Raw genomic sequence first — 26,787 nt, forward strand, 5'->3', positions numbered from 1 at the left:
TGCTGCTCGTGCGGCCTTCTTGCGGGCTCTGACTGTCTGCCTCTTTTCCACATCGGCGTACTTAGGCGCCCATGGCTCTTTGATATCAAAAGAGTGTTAATGGCCTACGCCGCGACTTTGGCTTTATTATGTCGAATTGTACCGCAATTGATCAATGAAGTTTTAACCATTTCAGCCCTGATCCGGGGCAGGGGGCGTGTTTTCAGGCGTCAGGGCGGCAAGGCGGAGTGAGCGATGACTGTTTCCAGGCGCGGAACAATGACGGCGGGTCAGCAATTGAAGGCAGAGATTCGGGGCTGCCGGATCTGTGCAGACCGTTTTGCCGCAACCGCAACCGCGCATGAGCCGCGCCCCGTGGTGTGGTTCCGGCCCTCAGCCCGGATCCTGATTGCCGGCCAGGCGCCGGGCGCACGGGTGCATGAAAGCGGCCGGCCCTTTACCGACCCTTCGGGCGACCGGCTGCGGGCCTGGCTGGGCCTGAGTGAGGCGGAGTTTTATGACAAGGACCGGGTGGCCGTGGTGCCGATGGCGTTCTGCTTTCCCGGCTACAACGGCAAAAAGGCGGATCTGCCGCCGCCTGCGGTCTGCGGCCGGACCTGGCACACCGAGGTGATGGCGCAGCTGCCGCAGGTCCGGCTCAGGGTGCTGGTCGGGGCGCATGCGCAGCGCTATCACCTCGGGGTGAAAGGGCCGGTGACGGCGCTGGTGCAGGGCTGGCGGGAGCATGCGCCGCAGGTCTTCCCCTTGCCGCATCCGTCCTGGCGTAATACCGGTTGGCTGAAGAAAAACCCCTGGTTCGAGACCGAGCTGCTGCCGGTGCTGCAGGCCGGGGTGAAGGAGCTGATGCAATGACAGAAGAGACCCCGCTGGATCTGGCCCATGCGGCGATGGAGGCGGCGCCTGCGGATGATGCCGCCCGGCTGCGGTTCTACGAGCGGCTTGCCGACAGCGAACTGTTCCTGATGCTGACCGAAGAAGCCGCCGGCGGGCAGATCTCGCCGGAGCTGTTCGAGACACCTGAGGGGGCGTTTGTCCTGGTGTTCGACCGCGAGGAACGGCTGGGGCAGTTTGCCGGCAAGGCGGTGCCTTATGCGGCGCTGTCGGGCCGGGTGATTGCGCAGATGCTGGCCGGGCAGGGGGTCGGGCTGGGGCTGAACCTGGAGGTGGCTCCGTCCGCCATCCTGATCCCGGCCGGGGCGGTCGGCTGGCTGCATCAGACCCTTGGCCACGCGCCGGAAGAGGTGGAAGCTGCGGTGGAGATGTTTACTGCGCCCAAGGGGCTGCCGGAGGCGCTGCTGACGGCGCTGGATGCCAAGCTGGCCACTGCCGGCGGGCTGGCGGCGGCGGCCTATCTGGCGGGGGTGCGCTATGCCGGCGGCGGCCAGGGGCATTTGCTGGGCTTTGTCGGCGCCAAGGAGGCCGCGCAGCCGTCGCTGGCCAAGGCGGCAAGCGAGGCGCTGACCTTTTCCGGGATTGAGGCCGGGGCGATGGATGTGGCTTTTTTTGCGGCCGAGGATCCGGTTGCGGCCAGCCTGGCCCGGGTTGGTCTGCGGTTCGACCTGCCGCAGCCGCCGGAGCCGGATACATATCAGCCGGAGATCCCGGGCAGCAACCCGGACAAGCCGCCGCGGCTGGTCTGACTGAAGCTGGTCTGACTGAAGCTGGCGCGGGGGCTCCCGCCTGTTGCAGCACATTGTCCAATGTGCCTCCCAGTTGGGCGCGGCGCTGTGCTGGCGCACAGCGCGGGGTTTCTGCTGAGAGGCGCTTGAGGGCAAATATGCCCTCAAGCGCCACCACAAGGATGAGCCGGCCTATTGCCGCGTCAGGGGGGAACCGCGCACGCCGCGCGTCAGCGCGGCGCCCGGCCCAAGGCCGCAAGGGCAGGCCCGGGCATTGCCCGGGCGTCCGCGGGCGCGGGAGGGGCTGGCCGGCGGTTACTCCGCCGCCGGTTCCAGTTTGTCCTGGGTGCGGGTCTCGAAGTCGCTGGCATCGTGGCGCTCGTGCAGCTGCATCTCCAAGTCGCCGAACGACCGGTTCACCATGCGGCCGCGCTGCACCGCCGGGCGGGCGTCGATCGCCTTGGCCCAGCGGACCACATTCTTGTAGCTTTGCGCGTCCAGGAATTCGGCGGCATCATAGAGGCGGCCCAGAACCAGCTGGCCGTACCAGGGCCAGATCGCCATGTCGGCAATGGTATAGTCCTCACCGGCGATATAGGTCCGCTCCGCCAGCTGCCGGTCCAGCACGTCCAGCTGACGCTTGGCCTCCATCGCAAAGCGGTCGATCGGGTACTGCCATTTCTCCGGCGCATAGGCATAGAAATGGCCGAAGCCGCCGCCCAGATACGGCGCGCTGCCCATCTGCCAGAACAGCCAGTTCAGGGTCTCGGTGCGCGCGGCGCCCTGCGTGGGCAGGAACTCTCCGAATTTTTCGGCCAGATGCATCAGGATCGACGCGCTTTCGAACACCCGCAGCGGTTCGCTGCCGCTGCGGTCCATCAACGCCGGAATCTTGGAGTTCGGGTTGATCTCCACAAAGCCGGAGCCGAACTGGTCGCCGTCGCCAATCTTGATAATCCAGGCGTCGTATTCGGCGCCCGCGTGGCCCTTGGCCAGCAGCTCCTCCAGCATCACCGTGACCTTCACCCCGTTCGGGGTCGCCAGCGAGTAAAGCTGCAGCGGGTGCGCGCCCACCGGCAGCTCCTTGTCGTGGGTTGCACCGGCAATGGGACGGTTGGTGGAGGCGAACTGGCCGCCGTTCTCTCGTTCCCACTTCCAGACTTCCGGCGGGGTATAGGGGGTGTCGCTCATCTGTCGGGCCTCGTTTTATCGTTTCCGGTATGCGGTCAATCGCACGCGCTGCGGCAATCGGCTTTGGCAGAGATAAGGGAGTATTTGTATTTTCCAATGACTGGAAGGTCCGGCCACGGAAATTTTACAGAATGCTCACGGCGGCTCGTGTGCGCACACAGAGGCGTGAGCCCCCCTTCGCATCTGCACCGGGGGCTGTAGTGTTTGATCCCAAGCCGGATGCGATGCCGGCGCCGGGATGGAACCGGACACCGATGAAAGGGATGAACTGATGAAGCGTTTTGCATTTGCTGCCGTGGCAGCGCTGTCCTTTGCCCTGCCGGCCTTTGCAGGCGGGCAATATGTCGACGGCACCGGTTTTGCCGTGTCCGGCTATGACGTGGTGGCTTACCGCGGACTTGACATGAATCCGGTGGGCAGCCCCCAGACCGCACCGGTCCGCGGGCGCCAGGACATCACGGCGGATTACAATGGCGCGACCTGGGCGTTCTCGACCGAGGAGAACCGCACCGCGTTCCTGGAAAACCCGGCCCATTATGCGCCGCAGTTTGACGGACACTGCGCCTATGGCGTGTCCAAGGGCGGCAAGGTGCCCGCCAACCCGAACCTGTGGCGCATCGTCGATGACAAGCTGTACCTGAACATCACAAAGAATGTCGTCGGTTTCTGGGAAGCGGACATTCCCGGCAATATCACCCTGGCCGAGGGCAACTGGCCGGGCATCGAGCCGGATGGCGCCTCGGACAGCGTGATCCCGAACTTCACGTCTGAGGGGCCGGTTGCGAACTGAGCCGCGGCTGAAGCCCAGCGTGCCCGGACCGCAATCCGGGCCTCTCGAAAGAAAAACCCGCGCTGGCTGGCGCGGGTTTGTTTCATTGCTGATGCGGGCCGCTCAGCGGCGGCGGTCGCGGCGCGAGGACATCGGCTGGAACGCCACGCCCACATGCGCCTCGCAATAGGGCTTGCCCTGCTGGGCGGGCAGGCCGCAGAACCAGAAGTCCTCGGTCGCCGGATCGCCCACCGGCCATTTGCAGGTGCGCTCGGTCAGATCCATCAGGCTCAGCTTCTTGGCCTTCTTTTCGATCTCGTTGACCTTGGCCAGCGCCTCGGGGCTGATTTCATTGGCCGAGGGCTGCGGCGGCAGCGGCTGGCCGGCCGGGATGATCTGGCGGCGTGCAGGCGTTGCCGGTTTGGCGTCGGCTGCCGCAGGCTGGGCCGCCGCCGGACGGGCCGGTTCGGTCTTCGGCTGCGGCTTGGGTTTTGGCGCCGCGGCGGGTTTTGGCGCCGCGGATGCCGGGGCGGCTGCGGGCTTTTCCTTCGGCTCGGCAGCCTTGGAGCCGCCGCTGTTGCGGTTGGACAGGCCGAGGCGGTGCACCTTGCCGATCACGGCGTTGCGGGTGACGCCGCCCAGTTCTTTGGCGATCTGACTCGCCGACTGGCCTTCGCCCCACATTTTCTTGAGCAGTTCGACGCGCTCGTCTGTCCAGGACATATGTTGCCTTTCCAAGCTAATAGCGGCCCCAGGGTTTCTGCGGCCGCCATCCTATTCCGTATGATCGCTCTATTTTAATCACTGCGGGCGGAGTTACAAGACATCTTGCGCCCCATGCCGCAGCCGTTATGCAGGCAAAGCAGCGGAAAACGGGGGCAGCATGGCGGATCAGGGGTATCAGGTTGAATTGGGCGCGCGGCGGTTCGGGCGGGTGAACTGGCTGGGGCTCAAGGCGCTGGCCTGGCGCGAAGTGAAGCGGTTCCTGGCGGTCTGGACCCAGACGCTGCTGGCGCCGCTGATGACGGCCGCCTTGTTCCTGATGATCTTCAACATTGCCATCGGCCCCAGACGCGGCGATGTGATGGGGGTGCCGTTCCTGACCTTTCTGGCGCCCGGCATCATGATGATGACAGTGATCCAGAATGCTTTTGCCAATACCTCGTCTTCCATCGTGATTGCCAAGGTGCAGGGCAACATCGTCGACACATTGATGCCGCCCCTGTCGGGGCTGGAGATCCTGCTGGGCTATCTGGCAGGCGCCGTGGCCCGCGGCACGCTGGTGGCGCTGGCCATCGGACTGGGGCTGATGGCGGTGTTGCAGATCGTGCCCGCACATCCGCTGGCAGCACTGGTGTTTATCGTGCTGGGCGCAGCTTTCCTGGGCGGTTTGGGCATCGTCGCCGGGGTCTTTGCCGACAAATTCGACCAGATGGCGGCGATCACCAATTTCATCGTCACCCCGCTCGCCTTCCTGTCCGGCACCTTTTATTCGGTGGAGGCTTTGCCGCCGGTACTGAAGGTGATTTCGCATCTGAACCCGGTGTTCTACCTGATCGACGGGGTGCGATTCGGGGTGATCGGCACTTCGGACAGCTCGCCCTGGCTGGGGCTGGCCGTCTGCAGCGGCGCCACCTTTGGTGTGTGCCTGCTGGCCTGGGCCATGCTGCGCTCCGGCTACCGTTTGAAACCCTGACGCCGCTATTCTGCCGGAACCGGATTTCCTCCGGGCGCCGGCGCCGGTTTCCTGCGGCCAAGCCGCGGGTGCAGGTTGCCCGCCAGCAGCACAGCCCCCGCAGTGGCCGCAGCGCCTGCCGCAAAGATCCCGGCAACCGGCGCGGCCAGCAGAACCAGCCAGGCAACCCCCGGCGTCAGAATGCCGGAAATGTCGCGGTAGCTGGAATAGACGGCTGACATCTCGGTCCGCTCGGACGGCTTGACCGCCATCAAAAACGGCAGCCCGGCGCAGATATCCAACAGGATCAGCGCTGCCGAGCCGGCCACCAGCAGAGCGATCGCGGCAGGCGGCCAGCCCTGGGCCAGGGCCGCCGCGCCAAAACAGCCCGTCACCCCCAGAAAGCCGGTCTGCACCGCCAGCCGGATCGAATGCCGCTGCACCCAGCGCTGCAGCAGCGGCGCGCCGAACAGGGCCGCGTTGGTCACAGACAGCAGGATGCCGCCGAGCTCCTCTCCCAGGCCTTTTTCGATCGCAAAGATCGGCAGGTAGACGACATAGATCCACCACCCGGCCGAGCGGATCACTGCAAACAGCCAGCCGGCGACCAGCCGCGGCTGGGCCAGGAAGCGCGGCACATAGGCCAGCGGGCTGGAGGCGGGGCCGCGGGCGCGGGCGATCTGCTTGCCGTTGCCCATCCGCATCCACCAGAAGGCCGCCAGCATCAGCAGCGCCGCCGCGGCGGAAATCAGGAACGGGGCAGGGGGCCAGACCTCCAGCAGCAGCACGCCGGCCACCGGTCCGGCGGTCCAGCCAAGCGCCGAATAGAACATCCGCGAGGTTTCGCATTGCCCCAGCGCCACCCGCGAGATGTAGTCCAGCACGTAGGCATTGAAGCAGATGAAGGTGGTCACCGCCGCCACCGTGTTCAGCGCAAGGGCCGCAAGCACCGACGCCGGGCTGCCTTCGATGGCGAAACCGGCCGAAGCGACGAACATCAGCGCCCCCAGCGAATAGGCCCAGCGGCGCGGCACCAGCCGGATCAGGGCAGGGATCATCAGACCGGCCAGCAGCGACAGGATACCGACAGCAAAGTATGAGGCCGACACCAGCCCGGCATCGCCCAAGGCCCGGTACATGATCAGCGGAAAGACCGAGATCAGCGTGCCGCGCACCACCGCTTCCAGCCCGGCCAGGATGCCAAAATCCCGCACCGATGGCACCGGCGCATGGCGCAGCCATTCGGGTATCCGCCTCTCGTGCATCTGCGTCCTCCTCTCCTGTTACCGGACAGGGTGGCGCGCAAAATGCCGGAAAAATGCCGGTTTTCGACGCGGGGGTCGCAGGCGGGCCGCGCACCGGAAATAACTTCCGTGAAGGCCGGCCGCCTAGGATCTTTGTGCGGCGGCGGCTGCGCGGCCGGCCGGGGGAATCGGCCGCCCTTCCCGCCAGGCGAGGATGGCGGCGCCCGCCAGGATGATAAAGGCGCCAAGCAGGGAGATGGCATCCGGCACCGCGCCAAAGCCGAGAAAGTCGTAAAATGCTGCAAAAACCAGCGTGGCATAGCTGAACGGCGCCGCAAAGGAGGCATCGGCGCGGGCCATGCCGTTGATGAAACAGGCCTGGGCACAGGCCATCAGCAGCCCCAGCGCGGCCAGCGCCCCCCATTGCGCAAGGCTGGGCATTTGCCAGACCGGCAGCACGGCGCAGCTGGCAATCAGCATCCCCAAGAGGTTGTTGAACCATAACACCTGCAAGGGCGCTTCGCGGCCTGCCAGTTTCTTGATGAAGATCAGCTCCAGCCCCATCACTGCCGCCGCCGCCAGCGCCAGCAGGGCCGCGGGCTGGAAACTGGCCGGGGCCGGCCGCAGCAGGATCATGGCGCCGATCATGGCAATCAGCGCCGCGCCCCAGCGCCAGGGGCCGACCCGCTCTCCCAGCAGCGGGATGGCCAGCAGCATGCCGAACACCGGGTTCAGGAAGGTGATCGCAGTGGCATCGGCCAGCGGGATATAGGCAACCGAGGCAAACATCAGCGTGACCCCGGCCCAGCCGAACGCGGTGCGTCCGATGTGGTAGCCCCAATGCGGCCGGATAAACCTGGGCCGCAGGGCAATCACCACTGCGGAGATTGCCAGAAAGGCAAACACAAACCGCCCATGGCTGATCTGCAGCGGGTGCAGCGGCGCGCCCAGCAGATCGGTTCCCAGCGCCTTGGCCAGCAGGGTGGTGCCGGCAATGAAGGTTGTTGCCGCCAGAATGAGGGCGGCGGCCAGCGGCGGGTTCTGCGGAGTAGCGAGGCTCATGGGCAAGCGGTGCGGCAAGCCGCCGCGGGATGCAAGGGGAAACGCATCGCCGCCAGCCGCGTTTCCGATGCGGCAAAGGGGGAGGCTGCCCTGCAAGTTTACAGGGGAGAGGGGCGCTGCCCCGCAGGGCTAAATGAAAGAAGGGCGCGGCCCCTCTTGGCCAGTCGGCCAATTCACCCCGGAGTATTTCGGACCAGAAAAAAACGGCTGCCGGGCGCCAGTGCCGGTTTGCCGGTCCAAGCCTCCCAAAAGGGGTTTTCTTTTGCCGGAACCTCCATTATGGAACCTTCTTATGATCAAACGCGCTTATATCACCCTTCCGCGACGCCGACGCCGCCTGGCGTAACCGGCCCTTTGATCTGTTGTGCCGTTTTCCGGCGCCTCTGCTTTCCCAAAACCGTTGACCCACCGTTGACCTAAGGCCCTTGCTGAGTCACAGCTTTGGCTTCACTCCATGAAAAGGATGATCCTGATGATCCCGTCCGTCCTGCCGACCTACAACCGTGCACCGCTTGAGTTCGTCAAAGGCGAAGGCGCCTGGCTGACCACGGCGGACGGGCGACGCTTTCTGGATCTGGGCTCGGGCATTGCGGTGAATGCGCTGGGCCATGCCCATCCGGCGCTGGTTGAGGCGCTGACCAGCCAGGCGCAGAACCTGTGGCATGTCTCAAACCTTTACCATATCCCGCAACAGCAGGCGCTGGCGGACAAGCTGGTGGAGCATACCTTTGCCGACACCGTGTTCTTCACCAATTCCGGCACCGAGGCCTGCGAACTGGCAGTGAAGATGGCGCGCAAGTATTTCTACGACAAGGGCCAGCCGGAGCGGGTGGAGATCATCACCTTTGACGGTTCGTTCCACGGCCGGTCCTCTGCCGGGATCGCCGCAGCCGGGTCGGAAAAGATGACCAAGGGCTTCGGCCCGCTGCTGCCCGGCTTCGTGCACCTGACCTTCGGCGATCTGGATGGGCTGACCGATGCCATTACCGGGACCACTGCCGCGATCATGATCGAACCGGTGCAAGGCGAGGGCGGCATCCGCCCGGTGCCGGATGCCGAACTGAAGGCGCTGCGGCAGATCTGCGATGAACACGGCCTGCTGCTGATCCTGGACGAGGTGCAATGCGGCGTCGGGCGGACCGGCAAGCTGTTCGCCCATGAATGGGCGGGCATCACCCCGGATATCATGATGGTGGCCAAGGGCATCGGCGGCGGCTTTCCTTTGGGCGCGGTGCTGGCCACCGAAGGTGCTGCCAGCGGCATGACCGCGGGCACCCATGGCTCCACCTACGGCGGCAACCCTCTGGGCTGCGCGGTCGGCTGCGCGGTGATGGACCATGTGGCAGACCCGGATTTCCTGGCCGACGTGAACCGCAAGGCAGGCCTGCTGCGGCAAAAGCTGGAAGGGCTGGTTGGCAACCACCCGGAGGTTTTTGAGGAGGTGCGCGGCGCTGGCCTGATGCTGGGCCTGAAGTGCAAGGCGGTGAACAGTGATGTGGTAAGCGCAGGCTATGAAAACGAGCTGATCACCGTGCCGGCGGCGGACAATGTGATCCGCCTGCTGCCGCCGCTGACTCTCACCGACGAAGACATCGCCGAGGCCGTCAGCCGCTTGGAAAAAACCGCCGCCCAGGTCACCGCCGCCTGATCATCATCTTTGCAGAAATACTCCGGGGGTCCGGGGGCAGCGCCCCCGGCCTTCGCCAGAACAAAGCGATACCGACATGAAGCATTTCCTCGACATCCACAAAACCGACCCTGCCGACCTGCGCAAAATCATCGACCAGGCCGGCGCCACCAAACAGGCGCGCCTCGGCCGTCCCAAGGCGGCGCTGGACGACGAGCTGCCGCTGAAGGACCGGATGGTGGCGCTGATTTTCGAGAAACCCTCGACCCGGACCCGCGTCTCCTTTGATGTGGGGGTGCGCCAGATGGGCGGCCAGACCATGGTGCTGTCGGGCAAGGACATGCAGCTGGGCCATGGCGAGACCATTGCCGACACCGCCCGCGTTCTGTCGCGCTATGTCGATATGATCATGATCCGCACCTTTGACGAGACGGTGCTGACCGAGATGGCGGACTATGCCGATGTGCCGGTGATCAACGGCCTCACCGACCGCACCCATCCCTGCCAGATCATGGCCGACGTGCTGACCTATGAAGAGCACCGCGGCCCGATCAAGGGCAAGAAGGTGGTCTGGGCCGGCGACGGCAACAATGTCTGCGCCTCGTTCCTGCATGCGGCGGGGCAGTTCGGGTTCGACCTCACCTTCACCGGTCCTTCGCAACTGGATCCGGAGGAGGAATTCATCGGTCTGGCGCGCAAGGCGGGCGCCAAGGTGACCATTGAACGGGATGCGTTCAAAGCGGTTGAAGGCGCCGATCTGATTGTGGCCGATACCTGGGTCTCGATGCATGACAGCCAATCGTCCAAAGAGCGCCGCCATAACATGCTGCGTCCCTATCAGGTGAACGATGACCTGATGGCCCATGCCAAGCCCGATGCGCTGTTCATGCATTGCCTGCCCGCCCACCGCGAGGAAGAGGTGACCTCGGCGGTGATGGATGGCCCGCAGTCCGTGATCTTTGACGAGGCGGAAAACCGGCTGCACGCGCAAAAGGCCGTCATGCGCTGGTGCATGGGCGGCTGATTTCTGCGGCTAGCGCGGCGGCGGGCTGCCGCCTGCCGCGGTCCCTTCCATGGAATGAACCTTGCCAGTTGGGCGTGGCGCCGGGCCTTTGGCCCGGCGCGGGCCGGCCCGGTTGATGGCGCGGAAATTGCCGCCCAAAGGCATCCATACGGCCTGGGACGATACCGGTGCCGGCCTCCGCAATGCCTTGCGCCCGGCGCGGCGGGCTGGTGCTGCGGCCTTGGGGGCGAGCCGTTCTGACCCGGGCAACGAAAAAACCCCCGCGGCCGGCTGGCGCGGGGGCTCTCAAGTGCCGAAGCCGTGCGGATCAGCCGACGATGGCGTTCAGCAACAGGTAGATCACCGCTGACAGCAGCGCGGCGGCGGGCACGGTGATGACCCAGGCCGCAATAATGGTCATGAAGTGGCTGCGGCGCACCAGCTTGCGGCGGCGGCGTTCTTCGGGCGCGATACGCTTTTCCGGCGGCAGGCCCTCGGCGGATTTTTTCAGGCGGCGCTCCATATGCCATTCGCGGAAGAAACCGACGCCGAACACGGCCCCCACAGCGATATGGGTGGAGGACACCGGCAGGCCCAGCCAGCTGGCCACGATCACGGTGATCGCCGCAGACAGCGACACACAGTAGGCGCGCATCGGGTTCAGCTTGGTGATCTGGCTGCCCACCATGCGGATCAGCTTGGGGCCGAACAGGAACAGGCCGAACGAGATCCCGAAGGCGCCGATCACCATCACCCAGGTGGGGATGGTCACCTTGGCCGCGAAGTCGCCGAATTCGGTGGCGTGCACGATGGCAGCCAGCGGTCCGACTGCGTTGGCGACGTCATTGGCGCCATGGGCAAAGGACAGCAGGGCGGCGGAAATCACCAGCGGCAGGCCGAACAGCGCCTTCAGCGACTTGTTGCGGTTCTCCATGCCCTCGGACTGGCGCTTGATCAGCGGCGCGGTGATCACATAGGACAGCGCCCCGGTGCCGGCGCCGATCATCAGCGCGGTCTCGAGGTCGATCTTGACGATCCGTTTCAGGCCCTTAAGCGCGAGATAGGCAGCAAAGGCGCCGGCCATGATCCCGACCAGCACCGGCACCCAGCGCCGCGCGGCTGCGATCTTGTCGTCCTGATAGATGATCTTGGCCTTGATGAAGGCCAGGAACAGGGCGGCAACCACCCCGCCCAATACGGGCGAGATCACCCAGCTGGCGGCGATCTTGCCCATGGTGGGCCAGTTCACGGCGGCAACGCCTGCGGCCGCCACACCGGCGCCCAGAACACCGCCCACCACCGAATGGGTGGTGGACACAGGCGCGCCGACCCAGGTGGCCAGGTTCACCCATAGCGCCGAGGAGATCAGCGCCGCCATCATTGCCCAGATGAACACGTCGCTGCTGGCGACAGCCGTGGGATCGACAATGCCCTTGGAAATGGTCGAGACCACATCGCCGCCGGCCAGCAGCGCGCCCGCGCTTTCGGCAACAGCGGCAATCACGATGGCGCCGCCCATGGTCAGCGCGTTTGCGCCCACCGCCGGCCCCATGTTGTTGGCAACGTCATTGGCGCCGATGTTGATCGCCATATAGGCGCCAAAGGCAGCGGCGGCGATTACCACCATATTCATCGCTGAACTGCCAAAGAACACGCCGGCGCCGAGACCTGCCAGCACGATGAAGGCCAGCGCAATGCCGGGTGCTACCAGAGGGCGGGAGGCATAGCTTGTGGCCAGTTCGAGCTGGGAGATCCGGTTCAGATCCTTGTCCAGCGTGTTCCATTGCGTGCGCGGATCTGCATCGCTCATCGTGGCATTCCTGATTCCGAAGTCTGCGCACGCGCCTAACGCCGCTCTGGTTACGGATCAAGCGTCTGACATGAAAATGTCACATAACTTTTACAATTGACGCAAAACGTCCTGCAACTGCGGCTCGTGCACCAGGGTTGCGGCTTCCTCCGGGCGCATCCACTGGCGGTTGCGCTCAGCAGATTCGGGATAGTCGTCGGTCAGCTGCTCGACCTCGGCCGAGAAAATCAGCGTCGTCACCGGTTCTTCGGTGCCGTTGTCGTGGTATTTGGTGTAATTGTATTCGCCGATCGGTTTTTCCGAAATGCGGGCCGCGCTGACGCCGGCTTCTTCCCAGGCTTCCTGCAGGGCCGAATCCGGTCCGTCCTTGCCATCGACCGGCCAGCCCTTGGGCAGGATCCAGCGGCCGGTGCCGCGGCTGGTGATCATCAGCACTTCCTTGCCGTCCGCGCCGGTTCGGTAGCACAGCGCAGCAACCTGCAGGCGGTTTGGTCGTTTCAGCATCGGCTTGAGAATTTCTTCCCAGGCGCGGATCAGAGTGCTTGTCATATCTGCCCAGCCTTTGTTGTTGGGTTGGTCCCGTGTTTTGTTTGGAATTGTGGAAAAGTAAGCCTGAATCCCCGGAGTTTCAAGGCCGCAGCCGCAGATATGCCGGCCTTGCAAGCGGCAGGCTGCATCGGGTCCCGGGCTGCTTGCGCCCGCGGTGCAGACCCCAGCGGGGCGGACCCCGGCGCGGGCCGGGCCGGGATCGCAGCCCGGCGCCTATTTCCGGCGTTTTGCGCGCAGCGTCGGGTCTTCGCGGGTGGGGTCTTCGGGCCAGGGGTGCCTGGGATATTGCGCGCGCATGTCCTTGCGCACGTCCGCGTATGACCCCGCCCAGAAGCCGGGCAGGTCGCGGGTGATCTGGATCGGGCGCTGGGCCGGCGACAGCAGCGTGATCTTCAGCGGCACACCGCCCACGGCAGGGTGGCGGCTGACGCCGAACAGCTCCTGCAGGCGGACCGAGATTTCCGGCACCTCGCCGTCATAGCCGATCGGGATCTTGCGGCCCAGCGGCGTGATGAAGCTGCCCGGCGCCTCGCGGTCCAGCAGCTGTGTCTGCTCCCAGTTGAGGGCGGCGCGCAGCGCGGGCAGAAGATCGAAACGCTTCCACTCTTCGGCGCTTTTCACCCCGTCCAGCATCGGCAGCAGCCAGTCTTCCAGCTGGTCCATCAGGCCGGGGATGGTGAAATCCGGCAGCTCATGGCCCTCAGCCCGCACCAACTCCACCCGCGCCGCCAGCCGCGCAGCGGCGCCGGTCAGCCGCAGGCCCAGGTCGCGCACACCGTCCAGCATGGCGTGGGCAACGGCGTCTTGCGGAACCTCTTTCCAGATCCGGTCGTCCAGCACGATGGCGCCGAACCGCTCCTGCTGGCGCGACACCACCCGGCGGTCGCGTTTGGACCAGCCGCAGACATCGTTCCAGGCGGTCTGATCCGCAAACAGCGCGCGGATTTCGCCAAGGGAGATCTGCGCCGCCATCCGGATCCTGGCCTCACGCGGGTTGCCGTCGGTGTCCAGCGCCACGATGAAAGGAGCGCCCGCCAGCGTGTCGCTGCTTTCCAGCACCGCGCCCTTGCCGCCGGACAGCACAAACCGCGGCGCGTCGCCCTTGCGCCGCTGACCGACGCGGTCGGGATAGGCCAGCGCGGCCATCGCCGCCGGGGACAGCATGCCGGTGCCGCGCCCTGCCTGCCGCTCCAGCCGCCGGGCCTCGCTTTTGATCCGTTCCACCGCCGGGCGGTTCAGCTGGTAGGGGCGCTTGCGCTCAAACCCCTTGGGATCTTTCAGCGCCTCCAGCCGCAGAGACAGATCGGCAGGCGCCCCGCGCAACGGGTCGCGCTCGCCCAGGAGGGCCGCCAGCGGCGCTGCAGCCGGGCCTGCGGTCAGCAGCATATGGCCAAGTCGGGGGTGCAGCGGCAGCGCCGACAGCGCCTTGCCGTGTTTGGTGATCCGCCCCTGCGCAGTCAAGGCGCCCAGCATCTGCAGCAGCGCTTGCGCTTCGCTCAACGCGCCGGCGGGTGGCTGGCTGAGAAACGACAGCTCCTCCGGTGCCGCGCCCCACAAGGCCAGCTCCAGCGCCAGATCAGTAAGGTCGGCGCTTTCGATTTCGGCCGGCGGGAACGCCATCAGCGCGCCTTCCTCGCCCTTGGTCCACAGCCGGTAGCAGACGCCCTCGGCAACCCGGCCCGCGCGGCCCCGGCGCTGGGTGGCCTCGGCGCGGGTGACTTTCTCCGTTACCAGCCGCGACATGCCGGAGCCGGGATCGAACCGCGCGCGCCGCGCCTGGCCCATATCCACCACCACCCGGATGTCCTGAATGGTCAGCGAGGTCTCGGCAATCGAGGTTGCCAGCACCACCTTGCGCCCGTCCTTTTCCGGCTGGATGGCGGCACGCTGATCGGCAAAGGGCAGGGCGCCGAACAGGGGCCGGACATGGCAATGGCCGGGCAGGCGTTTGGCCAGGGCGCCGGCCGCACGGCGGATCTCGCCCTCGCCGGGCAGGAACACCAGAATGCCGCCGCCCTGATCGCTGTCTGCGCTGCGGGTGTCCTTTTCCGCCTGCACCACCAGATCCGCAAGCGCGTCCGCACGGCGGGCCTGGGCGGGCAGGGGACGGTCCAGCCAGCGGGTTTCCACCGGATAGCTGCGTCCTTCGGAGGTGACCATCGGCGCGTCCATCAGCGCCGCCACCGGTCCGGCATCCAGCGTTGCCGACATCGCCATCAGGATCAGGTCATCGCGCAGCGCGCCGGCCACTTCAAGACACAAGGCAAGGCCCAGGTCTGCGTTCAGCGACCGTTCGTGGAATTCATCAAAGATCACCGCGCCCACGCCGGGCAGATCCGGGTCCGACTGCAGCATCCGGGTCAGGATGCCTTCGGTCACAACTTCGATGCGGGTGGATTTCGACACTTTGGCATCGCCGCGCACCCGGTAGCCGACGGTTTCCCCGGGTCTCTCGCCCAGCGTTTCCGCCATCCGCTCGGCGGCCGCGCGCGCCGCCAGGCGGCGGGGCTCCAGCATCACGATCCGCGCCGCGGTCAGCCCGGCCTCCAGCATGGCCAGCGGCACCCGGGTGGTCTTGCCCGCGCCGGGCGGCGCCTGCAGCACAGCACGGCCCCGCTTGCGCAGGGCGTCCAGCAATTCAGGAAGGGCGTCTTCGATCGGCAATCTGGTCATGACCCGCCTTATCGCCAAAGGCGGCGGCAAGGTCTAGCGCCCAGTCAGCACCCGGCAGTCTGCGCAAACGGGGGCAGGCGCGGCGGATTTGCCGCCTTTTCCGCGCCCGCTGCTGTTGTAGATTGCCCGGCAGATGGCAGGCACTGGACAATCCGGGCGGGCTTGCGCCAAGGTCCGCCCATCACGACAGGAAGACGCGCATGGATACCGAACAGCTGAAGCAGAAGATCTTGGACGGCGACCGCCGGGCCCTGGCCCGCGCCATCACCCTGGTGGAAAGCGGCCGCGCCGATCACCGCAGCATGGCGCAGGAGCTGCTGTCGGAGCTGGCAAAGCACAAACGCCAGTCGCTGCGCATCGGCCTGTCCGGCACCCCGGGGGTGGGCAAGTCCACCTTCATCGAAAGCTTCGGCATGATGCTGACAGCGCTGGGCCTGCGGGTGGCGGTGCTGGCAGTGGATCCCAGCTCGGCGCGCTCCGGCGGTTCGATCCTGGGCGACAAGACCCGGATGGAGCGCCTCAGCCGCGAGCGTAACGCTTTTATCCGCCCGTCCCCCAGCCAGACCCACCTGGGCGGCGTCGCCCGCCGCTCGCGCGAGGCGGTGGCCCTGTGCGAGGCGGCCGGGTTCGACGTGGTGCTGGTCGAGACCGTCGGCGTCGGCCAGTCGGAAACCGTGGTGGCCGAGATGTCGGACCTGTTCCTGCTGCTGCTGGCGCCTGCGGGCGGCGATGAGCTGCAGGGGGTGAAGCGCGGCATCATGGAAATGGCCGATCTCATTCTTGTCAACAAGGCCGACGGCCCCCTGAAACCCGTCGCGACCCGCACCTGCGCCGATTACGCCGGCGCGCTGCGGCTGCTGCGCAAGCGCCCGCAGGACCCGGAAGGCTTCCCCAAGGCGCTGATGGTCTCGGCGGTCGAGGAACACGGGCTGGAACAGGCCTGGGAGGAGATGCAGGCGCTGACCGCCTGGCGCCGGGAAAACGGCCATTGGGACCGCCGCCGTGCGGATCAGTCCTGCTACTGGTTCGATCAGGAGGTGCGCCAGGCGCTGCTGGCGCGGCTGCATACCGCCAGTGCCCAAACCGCCATGGCAGCGCTGTCCGGCCAGGTGGCCGAGGGCGCGCTGACCCCGGCGGCGGCGGCGGAACAGATGCTGCAGGATCATCTGAAGGGCTGAGGCGCATGCAGGAGATCCGCGTCTTTGACGGCGAAAAACTGCGCGCTTCGCTGTTCAATGCGCAGGCAGAACGGCTGTTCGTGACTTTCCGCCAGCGGGTGGCCGTGGCCGGGGAGTTCGAAGACCGCGGCCCGGTCAGGAACATGACGCAGCACGGCTATGCGCATCTGCATATCCAGTGCCGCAAGAATGACTGGTACGTGAACAGCGAGACCCAGGCCCTGTCCCGCAGCCTGAAAGAGCTGGCCGGGCGCTATCGGGACGCGGCGGCGATGGGGTTTTCGATGGGCGGCTACGGGGCGCTGCGGTTTTCTGCGGCGCTGAACCTGCAGCGGCTGATCGCCGTCTCGCCGCAATACACCATTGCGCAAGGTGCGGTGCCGCACGACCGCCGCCGCAAGGAAGCGGCGGCTTTCGATGAAGCCCTGGGCGATCTGATCCGCTATGGCCGCCACGGCCTGCAGGGGGTGGTTCTGTTCGATCCGTTCCGCAAGATGGACCTGAGCCACGCGCTGTACATTCAGGCGGTGTTCCCGGATCTGCAGCTGTGCCGCTTGTCCTGCGGCGGCCATCCGGCCAGCCAGGTGATCCGCGAGGGCGGCAGCTTCTGGGACCTGCAGTCGATGCTGCACACAGGGCCGCTGACCGCGGCGCGGGTTGTTGGCCTGCACAGAGAGCGGCGCAGGCGCTCTCCGACCTATTGGCAGCGCCTGGCGCGGGTTGCGCGGCAACGCGGCAGGCCGCAGCTCGGCGCCGCTGCGGACGCATGGCTGGAAAGGCTTGCAGCCGAACAGGAAAAGGGGCAATAAACCCCGCAAGAAAGCTGAGTTGAATCACTTGACGCTGTTGCTGGTTGATCGTATGAGCAGCGGACCAGTTTTCGGGCGCAGCCAATGGCCGCGCCCCTTGTGATTTAGCCCGGAGCTGCTCCGGGCTTCCAGAAACGAAGGATGATGATATGTCGCGCCGTTGCGAACTGACCGGAAAAGGCCCGATGACTGGCAACAATGTCAGCCACGCGAAAAACAGAACCCGCCGCCGGTTTCTGCCGAACCTGAATGATGTGACCCTGCAGTCCGAGACCCTGGGCCGCGGCGTCAAGCTGAAGATCTCCGCTGCTGCGCTGCGCTCGGTTGATCACCGTGGCGGTCTGGACGCCTTTCTGGCAAAAGCCAAGAACGAAGAGCTGTCCGACAACGCACTGAAAGTGAAGAAAGAGATCGCCAAGGCACAAGCCGCCCAGGCTTGATAGACCTGGCCTGATCCCTTCACCGGATTACAGTTACAGGCACCGCGCCGGGGAAACCCGGCGCGGTGTTTGCGTTTGCGCAATCTGCCGCGGCGATGGCTCTTGCGGCGGCGGCGGCGGGCGGGCATATCTGCCGGTGATGAAACATTTTCCGCGCCTGTATCTTGGTCTGTTCCTGGCCCTTGCGGTTGCCCTGACGGCGCATAGCGCTGCGGCACGGCAGGGCGCGCGGGACGCGGCCGGGCAGATGGTGATCTGCACAGGCTTGGGGCCGGAAATTGTCTATGTGGACAGCGACGGCCAGCCGGTGCCGCCGCCGCACAGCTGCCCCGAATGCGTGATGCATCTGCTGGATGCGGTGGCGCTGCCTGCCGCCCTGCCGGTTCCCGGTCAGTCGGCGGGCCGTGTGGATGCGGTTCCGCAAAAACCGGCCAGGGGCGGGCATCGCGAACCGGAGGCCACCGCCCGTTCGCCGCCTGCGGCCTGACCGCAGACAACCCCGTTACCCCAAAATTCAAATGCTTTCTTACAAGGAGACAGGCAATGTCCCTGAAATCCCAATTCGTTGCCGCCGCCGCTGCGGCCGTTCTGGCCGGTTCGGCCTTTGCCGGCGGCGCCGATAAGATCCTGGTGCGTGATCAATACGCCCGGGTGTCCTCGCCCGCTGCCAAGGCCGGTGCCGCCTTCATGCAGATCGTGAACCAGACCGATGCGGATGACCGGCTGATCGGCGTCCGCTCGGATGCGGCGGCAAGGGTGCAGCTGCATACTCACAAGGAAAGTGATGACGGCGTCATGAAGATGATGCATGTGGAGGACGGCTTTGCCATCGCCGGGGGCGGCACCCTTATGCTGAAGCGCGGCGGCGATCATGTCATGTTCATGGGGCTGACACGGGCGCTGAACCACGGTGATGCGGTGACGCTGACGCTGGTGTTCGAGAAGGCCGGCGAGGTGGAAGTCGAGGTGCCGGTCGATCTGGAGCGCAAGGCCGGGGGCCACGGCAGCCACTCCAACTGAACCCGGGCAGGGCGGGCGCGGCGTCAGGCTGCGCCGCAGCCCTCCTGCGCGCCCAAAGCCCGCCGGAGGGCGGGCTTTCCGGGGTCCGGGGTCAGCCGAGCAGCTCTGCCACCCAGGCCGGAACAGTTTCGCTGGCCGGGCCGAAACGGCGCTCGGCAAAGCGCGAGGCGGCGGCGGAAGGCTGCAGATTCAGCTCTACCGTACGGGCGCCCGCCAGATGCGCCTCATCGACAAAGGCGGCGGCCGGGTAGACCTCGCCCGAGGTGCCGATGGCAGCAAACACATCCGCCGCCGCCAGATGCGCAAAGATCTCTTCCATGAAATAGGGGATCTCGCCGAACCAGACCACATCCGGGCGGCCCGCAGGCGCCGCGCAGGCGGGGCAGGCTATGCCTGTGCGCATTGCCAAAGGGGCGGGCCAGCGGTGGCCGCAGGCGGCGCACAGCGCCCCCGCCAGCGTGCCGTGCATATGCAGCACCGCCTGCGCGCCGCCGGCCTCGTGCAGCCCGTCCACATTCTGGGTGACGATGACCACCTCGCCCTTGTGCTGTGCCTGCAGCCGCGCCAGCGCCTGATGCGCAGGGTTCGGCCGGGCCGCCGCCGCCTGGGCGCGGCGGGCGTTGTAAAAGCGATGCACGAGATCCGGGTCGCGGGCAAAGCCTTCAGGGGTTGCCACATCCTCGATCCGGTGCTGCGCCCACAGGCCGCCCTCGTCGCGGAAGGTGCCCAGCCCGCTTTCGGCGGAAATCCCGGCGCCGGTCAGGATCACGATCTTTGCACTCTTTCCCATCGCTGCGGAACCTCCTATCACGGGCCCTGTTCACAGGAGCCATAAACGCATGCCTACCCGTATTCTGTTTGTCTGCCTAGGAAACATCTGCCGCTCGCCGGCGGCCGAGGGCGTGTTCCGCGCGCTGTGCCCGGAGGTTGAGACAGACAGTGCCGGCACGGCATCCTATCACGCAGGCGAGCCGCCCTATGGCCCGATGCAGGCGGCGGCAAGCGCGCGCGGGCTGGATATCTCGGACCTGCGGGCGCGGCAGTTCCGGCGCGGTGATTTCGACGCCTTCGATCTGATCATCGCAATGGATGCCGGCAACCTTGAGGCGATCGAAGCCCTGCGCCCGGCGGGCAATGATACCCAAGTGCGCCTGTTCACCGGCTACGCCCCCGGAACCGGCGCCGATCATGTGCCCGATCCCTATTACACCCGCGACTTCGATGGCTGCCTGGATCTGATCGAAGCGGCCGCCAAAGGATTGAAAGCGGCCCTGTAATTACGCCCCGATCACCCGGAACCCGCCCGCCAGAAACGGCAGCCGCTGCACGGCGGGGTCGATCATCTGGCTCTGCACCAGCCGCCGCAGGGTTTCCGCCACGTCGCGCGGCACCCGGTCCGCCCAATCGGCGGCCGAAAACAGCGAAATCGTCCGCGACATCTCGCCGAAGGGCAGCGGGAAGGCTTCGATCTGGTCGTGGAACCGCGCCGCCCGCATGTAGCCCAGCGGGGTGGTGACCGCCCAGCCGATCCGCCGCGCCACCATCGCCATCAGCGCCAGATGCGAGCCGACCTCGAACCGGTCTTCGAACTCCAGCTTCTGGCGCGCCAGCAGCCCCTCGATCTGCTGCGAGATCAGCTGCTCGCGCGCATAGCGCAGGAAGGGCAGATCCTGCAGCTGCTCTGCCGCCTGCGCCGCATCGGACAAGGCCCCCTTGGGCGCCACCAGGATGAAGGGGTCGCGCACCAGCGGGTGCTCCACCAGCCCGTCGTGCGGCCTGCCGGTGGTGGCGGCAACGGCAATATGCAGCTCGCGCGCCTCCATCGCCTGCACAATGTCATGGCTGGAGGCGGTGATCATCTTGAACCGGCACTGGGTCAGGCTATCGGCAAGGATGGTCGCCAGCCGCGGTGTCAGGTCGTTGTCAAAATCATCTATCAGCCCGATCGACAGCGCCTGCAGATGGGTGAGGTCCATCACTGTCAGTTCGCTTTGCGCCAGCCGCAGTTCGGACAGGACCGCCTCGGTCCGGGTCAGAAAACTGCGCCCGGCGGCGGTCAGCACCATCGGACGGCGGCCGTGATCGATCAATTCGCTGTCCAGCGCCTTTTCCAGGTTGCGCATCTGCTGGCTGACGGCGGGCTGGCTGAGGCCGGTCATCTCCGCCGCCTGCGCCACCGATCCGGTTTTGGCCAAAGCTTCGAACACTTCCAGCCCGCGCAGGGTAACACCTTTGATCAACATGCAATCGCTCCAATAGCTTACGCCGTTTGTTCCGCGTTGCAGCAGCCCGGTCAAGGGGGGCAAAGGCGCAGCCTAACCCCTTGCGAAAATGCCGCAGCGCAGATGCAGCTGAACGGAAACAGGCGCCCGCAGGGGCGGCTGTTTCCGCGGTTTGACTGAAAGACTGAAAGCCGGGGCGTCAGCCGCAGCTGCGCGCCGCGTGATCGCCAAACGCCTTATAGCGCAGCCACAGCCGTTCGTCCGTGCGGCTGGAGGACTGACGCACCACCTGGGCCTGGTGCGGATCGGAGAACCATTTCGAGACGGTCTTGCGCTCGGCCCGTGTCAGGCTGCGGTTGGCCACCTTCTGGATGCAGCGGCACAAGCCGGGCGAGGCGGCGGTGCGGTCGGACTGGCGGCAGGCGCGCTCAATCTCGCCGGCTTCGGCGCCGGCAGGCGCCAGTGCGGTGAGGAACCCGGCGCAAAGCGCGGCGGTCAGGAAAAATTTCATCTTGCTCGTGCCCCGTTTTTTGGCAAGCAGGTCTGCTGCCCGCAGAATTGGCGGCAGTATGCCAAAAGCCAAAGCGCGTTTCAATCACGGTAATCGGGAGAGTCAGGGCCGGAGCGCCGGTTGCCCCGGCCCTCCGGCTGCTGCCGTCTTCAGGCCTGGTTCGGCCCGCGCAGGGCGCGGACTGCCTGGCGCACGGCTTTCCAGTCTGCGGCCTCGGTGTCCTTGCCGGCTTCCTGGCAGGTGCGCATCTTCTGCGCGGCTTCGGCTTCGGCTTTGTCGCCATGCGCGGCATAGAGCGCGCGTGCATATTCAGCGGCTTTGATTGCATCCATGCGGGTCGTCCTCCTTTGCTGTGTCTCCCACCAGAGGGGCGCGCGTTTCGCGGTACAGAAGGAGTATAGCGCATTTCGGGTGCACGCGAAGGGGGCGGGGAGAATTTGAGGCGTTCGGGGCGTCTGGAAGCGCCGGGGGCTGTCCGCACGGCCCCTTCAGGAAGCAACAGCCGCGTCTTTGTTCCGAGGGCGGCGGCTGACTTTCTGGGGGGCAAGCGCGCCTTCCGGCGGGGAGTGAGGGCCGTCCTGGAATTGATGCGGGGCACCACTTCAGACCCGAACGGGCGGAGCCCTGTTCAGGCGCGGCGGACCTATTGCAGAGCGAAGGGCCGCGTCTGACCTTGGGGAGGCGCAGCGCGCCTTGCCGCGGGGGCGGTCAGGCGCGGCCCGGCCTCCCGGCCGGGCGGGTGGTTGAATTACCATGCTGCCTGATGCTGATACGCATGTGCGTGCAGAAGTGCCCTGAAGCGCAGGCGGCGCAGGCTGAACGCGCCGCCCCTGACAGCGGGCTCCTGGCTGATCTTCGGTCTCGATCTGGCGCAAAACCCGGCCTCCAATTCCCCACCCGGTGAAATATCATCAGCTGGACCGCTGCGCCCGCTTGACCAAACCCCAAAACCAAATCATATCCCCTTGCATGACAGACCTCGCCAAAATCCGCAATTTCTCCATCGTCGCCCATATCGACCATGGCAAATCCACCCTCGCTGACCGGCTTATCCAGGAGACCGGCACGGTGAAGGACCGCGATATGAAGGAACAGCTTCTCGACTCGATGGATATCGAGCGCGAGCGCGGGATCACCATCAAGGCCAACACCGTCCGCATCGATTACACTGCCGATGACGGCGACACCTATGTGCTGAACCTGATCGACACCCCCGGCCACGTCGACTTTGCCTATGAGGTCTCCCGCTCCATGCGCGCGGTCGAAGGCTCGCTTCTGGTGGTCGACAGCTCGCAAGGGGTCGAGGCGCAGACCCTGGCCAATGTCTATCACGCGATGGAGGCCGACCACGAGATCGTGCCGGTGCTGAACAAGATCGACCTGCCGGCTTCCGACTGCGACCGGGTGGCGGAACAGATCGAGGATGTGATCGGCATCGACGCCTCGGGCGCCATTCAGGTGTCCGCCAAGACCGGCCAGGGCATCCGCGAAACGCTGGAAGCCATCGTGCAGCACCTGCCGGCCCCCAAAGGCACCCGCGACGCGCCGCTGAAGGCGATGCTGGTGGACAGCTGGTACGACGCCTATCTCGGCGTCATCGTGCTGGTGCGGATCATGGACGGGGTGCTGAAAAAGGGCATGCGGGTCAAATTCATGTCCAATGACACCCTGCATAACGTTGACCGTATCGGCGTGTTCCGCCCGGAAATGCAGATGATCGACAGCCTCGGCCCCGGCGAGATCGGCTTCCTCACCGCTTCGATCAAACAGGTGCGCGACACCCGTGTCGGCGACACCATCACCAATGACCGCAACGGCACCGAGGTGGCGCTGCCAGGCTTCAAACCCGCCCAGCCGGTGGTGTTCTGCGGGCTGTTCCCGGTCGATAGCGCCGAATTCGAAGACCTGCGCGAGGCGATCGACAAGCTGGCCCTGAACGACGCCTCCTTCTCGTTTGAAATGGAAACCTCCGCCGCGCTGGGCTTCGGCTTCCGCTGCGGCTTCCTCGGGCTGCTGCACCTCGAAGTGATCCGCGACCGGATCGAGCGCGAATACAACATCGAGCTGATCACCACCGCGCCTTCGGTGATTTACCACGTGTTCATGAAGGACGGCGAGAAGATCGACCTGCACAACCCCGCCGACATGCCCGACATGTCCAAGGTCGACCACATCCAGGAGCCGCGCATCAAGGCGACGATCCTGGTGCCCGACGACTACCTCGGCGATGTGCTGAAGCTCTGCCAGGAGCGCCGCGGCCTGCAGGAAGACCTGACCTATGCCGGCTCCCGCGCCATGGTGGTCTATGACCTGCCCCTGAACGAGGTGGTGTTCGACTTCTACGACCGGCTGAAATCGGTGACCAAGGGCTATGCCTCCTTTGACTACCAGATGACCGGCTACCGCGAGGATGCGCTGGTCAAGATGTCGGTGCTGGTCAATGACGAGCCGGTCGATGCGCTGTCGATGATGGTGCACCGCGACCGGGCCGAGATGCGCGGCCGTGCGATGTGCGAAAAGCTGAAAGAGCTGATCCCGCGCCACATGTTCAAGATCCCGATCCAGGCGGCGATCGGCGGCAAGGTGATTGCCCGCGAAACCCTGTCCGCCCTGCGCAAGGACGTGACCGCCAAATGCTACGGCGGCGACGCGACGCGGAAGCGCAAGCTGCTGGACAAGCAGAAAGCGGGCAAGAAGAAGATGCGCCAGTTCGGCAAGGTCGACATCCCGCAGGAAGCGTTTATTTCCGCCCTCAAAATGGACAGCTGAGGCTGTCCGTTTCCGAGGGCGCGCGGGCGAAAGCGGTTGGCGCAGCCAATTGCGTGCCCGCACCCCGGCGTTCTGCGGCGGAAACGAGACCTTTTCAAACAGTTGCAACACGGGGCTTCGGCCCCGTTTTCTGTTTCTGCCCCATCCAAAGTCCCGCCCGGCCGAGAGGCCGGGCAGCGCCCGATCCGCCGCCACGGGCGGGCACGGCTCAATATTAAAGCCAAGCAAAATCACCTCGGTTCGGCCCGTTGAAGGTCAGATGAGGTAAAGTTCTAGATGTTTTTTAGTTATCAGAAACGTGCGACGGAGCACTAGAATCAATCGCTCCGTTTTAGAACTCTTAACCTGCGCATTTCCGAAACTCCTAGCTTTGTTAGTTGCCAGAAATTGGCCACATCTCCTCCAACTGTCTTTGATCTGTAGACGGTAATCAATCCGAGGGCTTCCAGTTGTAGGCGAGCTGTATTTAGGGTCTCCCTTTCTAATCTGTACTTATATTCGATCGCTTTTGAAGGGCGATTTTGGTCTGTCGCTTCCAAGGCCATAATATTAGAAGCGGCATCTTGATTGAGAGGTTCAATCATGTTTGGGCTAAGCGTAGAGAATATCTTTTCTAGGCTTGTGGTGACTGTAACGTCAGTGCCGCGAATAGTGGAGCCTTGGTGGTTGTAAAGCCAAGGTTCTACGGTTAGTGGAATATCTGTTTCAATTCCTGCGATATTAGAGATCTCTTGCTGCTGACCTTCAAAATCTCTGATTTTTTCCTTCGCTTCTTTAAGTTCGTTTTGCAATGAAACAATCTGAAGTAGCGTCTGATCGGAGTCGACCGTCGGTCCGCGGGTCCAACCTATGCCCGGGTTTTCCGTCATAGCTCTGTTCAAGGCCAAAACAACGAAAGCCGGCAGTGTTCCGGGATCATCCCACATTTTCACAAGGCGAGAATTGGTGACTTCGTTTCGAAAACGGAAGAAGTTTTCAGCTTTTAGAGAATCTTGCAAGTCTGTTTCGTTTCCATCTAGCGCCTGTGGGTTGTTATGAACAAATGCTAGAACCGGAATGCCTTTCTCCTTTGCATAAAGATATTCCTTTTCTGTGTAGCTTATTCCATCAGGTGCAATCGATCCATATCTGGCCTTGATTACAAGGATGTAGTAGTCCGTTTCATCAATGATTTTCTTGATGAACTCGAACTGCTCCTCGTCAGCTGCAGGGAACGCTTCCATGCCAATCGGGATGCAACCCATTTCAAAGAGTGTGCGTGTTATGGCGTCTCTTTCGGCACGCAGGTCAGAGTAAGTCGAAGAGAGAAAAACTTGGTACTTCTTTTTTGACATTATTCCGCTCAAAGGTGTTGTTCTGCTTGACGAGGGTTGTATCTGCTGGATGCTCGTTATTGAAGTCGCTCCTTGCGACTTACGTCGACCTAACCGCCCGGCCGCCAAACCGGGCAGCGCCCGTCCCGCCCCCCGCCACGCCAGAGGCGTGGTTCCAGCACGACGCGGGCGCTTCGCTTCCCACCCCGCCGGGCCGGGCGCTGCCCTCCGCGTGCGGGTCAAACCATCGGCTTCCAAAGGGGCCAATCCATATGACAGATTTCGCCGTAGTTTCCCGGTCCTCACCGTTCATCCTGCAATTTCCGGACATCGCCGGGTTCCTGGCCTTTGCAAGAGAGCAAAGAATGGCGATTGCCAGAATTGAATTGCTGGACGGCTGCGGCAACCTTGTCAGCTATCCAGTGGCCGGATGCCCGGACGCCCCGCTCGCCATCGCGTCTTTCCTGTTTCAGTTCAGCGATAACAGCGCGCAGGACCTGGCTGCGTCTTTCAGCTACTACAAGCAAGTTCTGGCTGAAGTCACTGCCGAAGCCGGTTGGGAAGCGATGATCTGGCTGGCGGAGGCCTGATTGGCCCATGCGCCACTCTCCGCGCATCCGCGGCCAGGCCAGCATTCCGCTGCTGAAAACGTGCAATTTCCATGCTATCCTCCGCCCCGTTCATCTGGGGAGGATAACACCATGAAACACCTGACTTTGGCCGCCGCGATCACCCTCTTGGCGTCGCCGCTTCTGGCCGGGCAATGCCCCGCCGACATTGCCGCCATCGACGCGGCGCTGGCCTCCGGGACCGAGCTGTCGGAGGCCGATCTGGCAACGGTCCAAGGCATGCGCGACGAGGGCCAGAGCTTGCATGACGGCGGCGATCATGCGGCCTCGGTCGCCGTTCTGGCCGAAGCCAAGGCGATGCTCGGGATCGAGTGACCGCAACAAAAACGCCCGGCACCGGGCCGGGCGTTGCTGTCTTGAAACCGATGGGCTTACAGCGCGTCCTGCACGTCCTGTGCGGCGCCGCTGATCGCCTGTCCCGCCTTGGAAATGTCGCGCCCTGCGCCCTTGGTGGTCTCGCAGGCGGCCAGCCCCAGCAGCATCAGCGCACACGTAAAAATCCTGATCATCGTCGAAGGCTCCTCATCTCTGCTCAAAACTCTTTGGCGGATGTCTAGCAAGCCGCCTCAGTCCAGACCAGAGCAATTGCAGGCCAGCGGATCCGATGCGGTTGAGCAAGGTCAAGGCGGCAGGCGAGGAGAAGGTATACTGGGATGTGCAAACAGTCATGAGGA

At 64.9% G+C, this 26,787-nt stretch carries 28 protein-coding genes; 15 read left to right on the forward strand and 13 right to left on the reverse strand.

The window, feature by feature from the left end:
- The first annotated feature begins 258 nt into the window (after positions 1–258).
- On the forward strand, positions 259–852 hold the full coding sequence (locus tag METH_RS05005; protein ID WP_024089334.1) for a uracil-DNA glycosylase family protein: 594 nt from the start codon (positions 259–261) through the stop codon (positions 850–852).
- Positions 849–1,640 carry an SseB family protein gene (locus METH_RS05010; protein WP_024089335.1) on the forward strand — a complete coding sequence of 264 codons (792 nt, stop codon included), beginning with the start codon at positions 849–851 and terminating at the stop codon, positions 1,638–1,640. The genes METH_RS05005 and METH_RS05010 overlap by 4 nt, the downstream gene beginning before the upstream one ends.
- Before the next feature lie 294 nt (positions 1,641–1,934).
- On the opposite strand, the gene yghU is transcribed toward METH_RS05010, so the two are convergent.
- A complete protein-coding gene (gene yghU, locus METH_RS05015) occupies positions 1,935–2,810 on the reverse strand; it encodes a glutathione-dependent disulfide-bond oxidoreductase (RefSeq protein WP_024089336.1) in 876 nt (291 codons plus the stop codon).
- Between the two features lie 271 nt (positions 2,811–3,081).
- Here yghU and METH_RS05020 point away from each other — a divergent pair, with 271 nt between their 5' ends.
- Complete coding sequence (locus tag METH_RS05020; protein WP_024089337.1) at positions 3,082–3,600, forward strand: YHS domain-containing (seleno)protein; 519 nt, start codon at positions 3,082–3,084, stop codon at positions 3,598–3,600.
- Between the two features lie 102 nt (positions 3,601–3,702).
- Here the strand turns inward: METH_RS05020 and METH_RS05025 are convergent, their stop codons facing one another.
- Positions 3,703–4,302 (reverse strand): GcrA family cell cycle regulator, encoded by a 600-nt coding sequence (locus tag METH_RS05025; RefSeq protein ID WP_024089338.1) that lies wholly within the window; start codon positions 4,300–4,302, stop codon positions 3,703–3,705.
- 160 nt (positions 4,303–4,462) lie between these two features.
- Here METH_RS05025 and METH_RS05030 point away from each other — a divergent pair, with 160 nt between their 5' ends.
- Positions 4,463–5,275, forward strand: coding sequence for an ABC transporter permease (locus METH_RS05030; protein ID WP_024089339.1), 813 nt, complete (start codon positions 4,463–4,465; stop codon positions 5,273–5,275).
- Between the two features lie 5 nt (positions 5,276–5,280).
- Here the strand turns inward: METH_RS05030 and METH_RS05035 are convergent, their stop codons facing one another.
- Both METH_RS05035 and METH_RS05040 read right to left on the reverse strand, forming a co-directional pair.
- The gene (locus METH_RS05035; protein WP_024089340.1) at positions 5,281–6,519 is read right to left on the reverse strand and encodes an MFS transporter; all 1,239 of its coding nucleotides are present in this window, start codon (positions 6,517–6,519) and stop codon (positions 5,281–5,283) included.
- 123 nt (positions 6,520–6,642) lie between these two features.
- Positions 6,643–7,560 carry a DMT family transporter gene (locus tag METH_RS05040; RefSeq protein WP_024089341.1) on the reverse strand — a complete coding sequence of 306 codons (918 nt, stop codon included), beginning with the start codon at positions 7,558–7,560 and terminating at the stop codon, positions 6,643–6,645.
- Positions 7,561–8,032: 472 nt separating this feature from the next.
- Here METH_RS05040 and METH_RS05045 point away from each other — a divergent pair, with 472 nt between their 5' ends.
- Together METH_RS05045 and argF are read left to right on the forward strand one after the other, a co-directional pair.
- Positions 8,033–9,208 carry an aspartate aminotransferase family protein gene (locus METH_RS05045; RefSeq protein ID WP_024089342.1) on the forward strand — a complete coding sequence of 392 codons (1,176 nt, stop codon included), beginning with the start codon at positions 8,033–8,035 and terminating at the stop codon, positions 9,206–9,208.
- 76 nt (positions 9,209–9,284) lie between these two features.
- Entirely contained in the window at positions 9,285–10,211 is a 927-nt protein-coding gene (gene argF / locus METH_RS05050) for an ornithine carbamoyltransferase (protein WP_024089343.1), read from the forward strand.
- A gap of 307 nt (positions 10,212–10,518) precedes the next feature.
- Here the strand turns inward: argF and METH_RS05055 are convergent, their stop codons facing one another.
- The 3 genes from METH_RS05055 to hrpB all read right to left on the reverse strand — a co-directional run bounded on the left by METH_RS05055 (position 10,519) and on the right by hrpB (position 15,222).
- Entirely contained in the window at positions 10,519–12,000 is a 1,482-nt protein-coding gene (locus METH_RS05055) for an inorganic phosphate transporter (protein WP_024089345.1), read from the reverse strand.
- A gap of 90 nt (positions 12,001–12,090) precedes the next feature.
- Positions 12,091–12,549, reverse strand: a complete 459-nt coding sequence (locus tag METH_RS05060; RefSeq protein ID WP_024089346.1) for an NUDIX hydrolase — start codon at positions 12,547–12,549, stop codon at positions 12,091–12,093.
- Positions 12,550–12,762: 213 nt separating this feature from the next.
- The gene (gene hrpB, locus METH_RS05065) at positions 12,763–15,222 is read right to left on the reverse strand and encodes an ATP-dependent helicase HrpB (RefSeq protein ID WP_024089347.1); all 2,460 of its coding nucleotides are present in this window, start codon (positions 15,220–15,222) and stop codon (positions 12,763–12,765) included.
- Positions 15,223–15,422: 200 nt separating this feature from the next.
- Between hrpB and meaB the strand changes: the two genes are divergently transcribed.
- The 5 genes from meaB (at position 15,423) to METH_RS05090 (ending at position 18,669) form a co-directional block, all read left to right on the forward strand.
- On the forward strand, positions 15,423–16,400 hold the full coding sequence (gene meaB, locus METH_RS05070; protein ID WP_024089348.1) for a methylmalonyl Co-A mutase-associated GTPase MeaB: 978 nt from the start codon (positions 15,423–15,425) through the stop codon (positions 16,398–16,400).
- Between the two features lie 5 nt (positions 16,401–16,405).
- Positions 16,406–17,209: a hypothetical protein gene (locus METH_RS05075; protein WP_024089349.1), complete on the forward strand. Its 804-nt coding sequence runs from the start codon at positions 16,406–16,408 to the stop codon at positions 17,207–17,209.
- A 149-nt stretch (positions 17,210–17,358) separates the two neighbouring features.
- Entirely contained in the window at positions 17,359–17,649 is a 291-nt protein-coding gene (rpmB, locus tag METH_RS05080; protein WP_024089350.1) for a 50S ribosomal protein L28, read from the forward strand.
- A gap of 139 nt (positions 17,650–17,788) precedes the next feature.
- The gene (locus METH_RS05085; RefSeq protein WP_024089351.1) at positions 17,789–18,136 is read left to right on the forward strand and encodes a hypothetical protein; all 348 of its coding nucleotides are present in this window, start codon (positions 17,789–17,791) and stop codon (positions 18,134–18,136) included.
- A 56-nt stretch (positions 18,137–18,192) separates the two neighbouring features.
- Positions 18,193–18,669: a copper chaperone PCu(A)C gene (locus tag METH_RS05090; RefSeq protein WP_024089352.1), complete on the forward strand. Its 477-nt coding sequence runs from the start codon at positions 18,193–18,195 to the stop codon at positions 18,667–18,669.
- Between the two features lie 91 nt (positions 18,670–18,760).
- Here the strand turns inward: METH_RS05090 and METH_RS05095 are convergent, their stop codons facing one another.
- Positions 18,761–19,459, reverse strand: a complete 699-nt coding sequence (locus tag METH_RS05095; RefSeq protein ID WP_044008337.1) for an NAD-dependent deacylase — start codon at positions 19,457–19,459, stop codon at positions 18,761–18,763.
- Between the two features lie 49 nt (positions 19,460–19,508).
- On the opposite strand from METH_RS05095, the gene METH_RS05100 reads away from it, so the two are divergent.
- Complete coding sequence (locus METH_RS05100) at positions 19,509–19,946, forward strand: low molecular weight protein-tyrosine-phosphatase (protein ID WP_024089354.1); 438 nt, start codon at positions 19,509–19,511, stop codon at positions 19,944–19,946.
- Here the strand turns inward: METH_RS05100 and METH_RS05105 are convergent, their stop codons facing one another.
- The 3 genes from METH_RS05105 to METH_RS05115 form a co-directional block, all read right to left on the reverse strand.
- Entirely contained in the window at positions 19,947–20,912 is a 966-nt protein-coding gene (locus tag METH_RS05105) for a LysR family transcriptional regulator (RefSeq protein ID WP_024089355.1), read from the reverse strand.
- 178 nt (positions 20,913–21,090) lie between these two features.
- Positions 21,091–21,402, reverse strand: coding sequence for a hypothetical protein (locus tag METH_RS05110; protein WP_024089356.1), 312 nt, complete (start codon positions 21,400–21,402; stop codon positions 21,091–21,093).
- A gap of 149 nt (positions 21,403–21,551) precedes the next feature.
- Positions 21,552–21,734, reverse strand: a complete 183-nt coding sequence (locus METH_RS05115) for a hypothetical protein (protein ID WP_024089357.1) — start codon at positions 21,732–21,734, stop codon at positions 21,552–21,554.
- Positions 21,735–22,371: 637 nt separating this feature from the next.
- Here METH_RS05115 and lepA point away from each other — a divergent pair.
- Positions 22,372–24,171 carry a translation elongation factor 4 gene (gene lepA, locus METH_RS05120; protein ID WP_024089358.1) on the forward strand — a complete coding sequence of 600 codons (1,800 nt, stop codon included), beginning with the start codon at positions 22,372–22,374 and terminating at the stop codon, positions 24,169–24,171.
- Between the two features lie 317 nt (positions 24,172–24,488).
- On the opposite strand, the gene METH_RS05125 is transcribed toward lepA, so the two are convergent.
- Positions 24,489–25,505, reverse strand: a complete 1,017-nt coding sequence (locus METH_RS05125; RefSeq protein WP_024089359.1) for a DUF4062 domain-containing protein — start codon at positions 25,503–25,505, stop codon at positions 24,489–24,491.
- A gap of 344 nt (positions 25,506–25,849) precedes the next feature.
- Here METH_RS05125 and METH_RS05130 point away from each other — a divergent pair, with 344 nt between their 5' ends.
- Together METH_RS05130 and METH_RS05135 are read left to right on the forward strand one after the other, a co-directional pair.
- Complete coding sequence (locus METH_RS05130; protein WP_156927444.1) at positions 25,850–26,074, forward strand: hypothetical protein; 225 nt, start codon at positions 25,850–25,852, stop codon at positions 26,072–26,074.
- A 111-nt stretch (positions 26,075–26,185) separates the two neighbouring features.
- On the forward strand, positions 26,186–26,428 hold the full coding sequence (locus tag METH_RS05135) for a hypothetical protein (protein WP_024089361.1): 243 nt from the start codon (positions 26,186–26,188) through the stop codon (positions 26,426–26,428).
- A 56-nt stretch (positions 26,429–26,484) separates the two neighbouring features.
- Here the strand turns inward: METH_RS05135 and METH_RS23010 are convergent, their stop codons facing one another.
- The gene (locus METH_RS23010) at positions 26,485–26,622 is read right to left on the reverse strand and encodes an entericidin A/B family lipoprotein (protein WP_024089362.1); all 138 of its coding nucleotides are present in this window, start codon (positions 26,620–26,622) and stop codon (positions 26,485–26,487) included.
- Positions 26,623–26,787: the final 165 nt, after the last annotated feature.

Source organism: Leisingera methylohalidivorans DSM 14336 (assembly GCF_000511355.1).
Lineage (GTDB): Bacteria > Pseudomonadota > Alphaproteobacteria > Rhodobacterales > Rhodobacteraceae > Leisingera > Leisingera methylohalidivorans.

Excerpts from the sequence above, each read along its gene's own strand:
- METH_RS05005 (WP_024089334.1), top strand. The coding sequence starts at position 259 with ATGACGGCGGGTCAGCAATTGAAGGCAGAGATTCGGGGCTGCCGGATC.
- METH_RS05010 (WP_024089335.1), top strand. The coding sequence starts at position 849 with ATGACAGAAGAGACCCCGCTGGATCTGGCCCATGCGGCGATGGAGGCG.
- yghU (WP_024089336.1), bottom strand. The coding sequence starts at position 2,810 with ATGAGCGACACCCCCTATACCCCGCCGGAAGTCTGGAAGTGGGAACGA.
- METH_RS05020 (WP_024089337.1), top strand. The coding sequence starts at position 3,082 with ATGAAGCGTTTTGCATTTGCTGCCGTGGCAGCGCTGTCCTTTGCCCTG.
- METH_RS05025 (WP_024089338.1), bottom strand. The coding sequence starts at position 4,302 with ATGTCCTGGACAGACGAGCGCGTCGAACTGCTCAAGAAAATGTGGGGC.
- METH_RS05030 (WP_024089339.1), top strand. The coding sequence starts at position 4,463 with ATGGCGGATCAGGGGTATCAGGTTGAATTGGGCGCGCGGCGGTTCGGG.
- METH_RS05035 (WP_024089340.1), bottom strand. The coding sequence starts at position 6,519 with ATGCACGAGAGGCGGATACCCGAATGGCTGCGCCATGCGCCGGTGCCA.
- METH_RS05040 (WP_024089341.1), bottom strand. The coding sequence starts at position 7,560 with ATGAGCCTCGCTACTCCGCAGAACCCGCCGCTGGCCGCCGCCCTCATT.
- METH_RS05045 (WP_024089342.1), top strand. The coding sequence starts at position 8,033 with ATGATCCCGTCCGTCCTGCCGACCTACAACCGTGCACCGCTTGAGTTC.
- argF (WP_024089343.1), top strand. The coding sequence starts at position 9,285 with ATGAAGCATTTCCTCGACATCCACAAAACCGACCCTGCCGACCTGCGC.
- METH_RS05055 (WP_024089345.1), bottom strand. The coding sequence starts at position 12,000 with ATGAGCGATGCAGATCCGCGCACGCAATGGAACACGCTGGACAAGGAT.
- METH_RS05060 (WP_024089346.1), bottom strand. The coding sequence starts at position 12,549 with ATGACAAGCACTCTGATCCGCGCCTGGGAAGAAATTCTCAAGCCGATG.
- hrpB (WP_024089347.1), bottom strand. The coding sequence starts at position 15,222 with ATGACCAGATTGCCGATCGAAGACGCCCTTCCTGAATTGCTGGACGCC.
- meaB (WP_024089348.1), top strand. The coding sequence starts at position 15,423 with ATGGATACCGAACAGCTGAAGCAGAAGATCTTGGACGGCGACCGCCGG.
- METH_RS05075 (WP_024089349.1), top strand. The coding sequence starts at position 16,406 with ATGCAGGAGATCCGCGTCTTTGACGGCGAAAAACTGCGCGCTTCGCTG.
- rpmB (WP_024089350.1), top strand. The coding sequence starts at position 17,359 with ATGTCGCGCCGTTGCGAACTGACCGGAAAAGGCCCGATGACTGGCAAC.
- METH_RS05085 (WP_024089351.1), top strand. The coding sequence starts at position 17,789 with ATGAAACATTTTCCGCGCCTGTATCTTGGTCTGTTCCTGGCCCTTGCG.
- METH_RS05090 (WP_024089352.1), top strand. The coding sequence starts at position 18,193 with ATGTCCCTGAAATCCCAATTCGTTGCCGCCGCCGCTGCGGCCGTTCTG.
- METH_RS05095 (WP_044008337.1), bottom strand. The coding sequence starts at position 19,459 with ATGGGAAAGAGTGCAAAGATCGTGATCCTGACCGGCGCCGGGATTTCC.
- METH_RS05100 (WP_024089354.1), top strand. The coding sequence starts at position 19,509 with ATGCCTACCCGTATTCTGTTTGTCTGCCTAGGAAACATCTGCCGCTCG.
- METH_RS05105 (WP_024089355.1), bottom strand. The coding sequence starts at position 20,912 with ATGTTGATCAAAGGTGTTACCCTGCGCGGGCTGGAAGTGTTCGAAGCT.
- METH_RS05110 (WP_024089356.1), bottom strand. The coding sequence starts at position 21,402 with ATGAAATTTTTCCTGACCGCCGCGCTTTGCGCCGGGTTCCTCACCGCA.
- METH_RS05115 (WP_024089357.1), bottom strand. The coding sequence starts at position 21,734 with ATGGATGCAATCAAAGCCGCTGAATATGCACGCGCGCTCTATGCCGCG.
- lepA (WP_024089358.1), top strand. The coding sequence starts at position 22,372 with ATGACAGACCTCGCCAAAATCCGCAATTTCTCCATCGTCGCCCATATC.
- METH_RS05125 (WP_024089359.1), bottom strand. The coding sequence starts at position 25,505 with ATGTCAAAAAAGAAGTACCAAGTTTTTCTCTCTTCGACTTACTCTGAC.
- METH_RS05130 (WP_156927444.1), top strand. The coding sequence starts at position 25,850 with ATGGCGATTGCCAGAATTGAATTGCTGGACGGCTGCGGCAACCTTGTC.
- METH_RS05135 (WP_024089361.1), top strand. The coding sequence starts at position 26,186 with ATGAAACACCTGACTTTGGCCGCCGCGATCACCCTCTTGGCGTCGCCG.
- METH_RS23010 (WP_024089362.1), bottom strand. The coding sequence starts at position 26,622 with ATGATCAGGATTTTTACGTGTGCGCTGATGCTGCTGGGGCTGGCCGCC.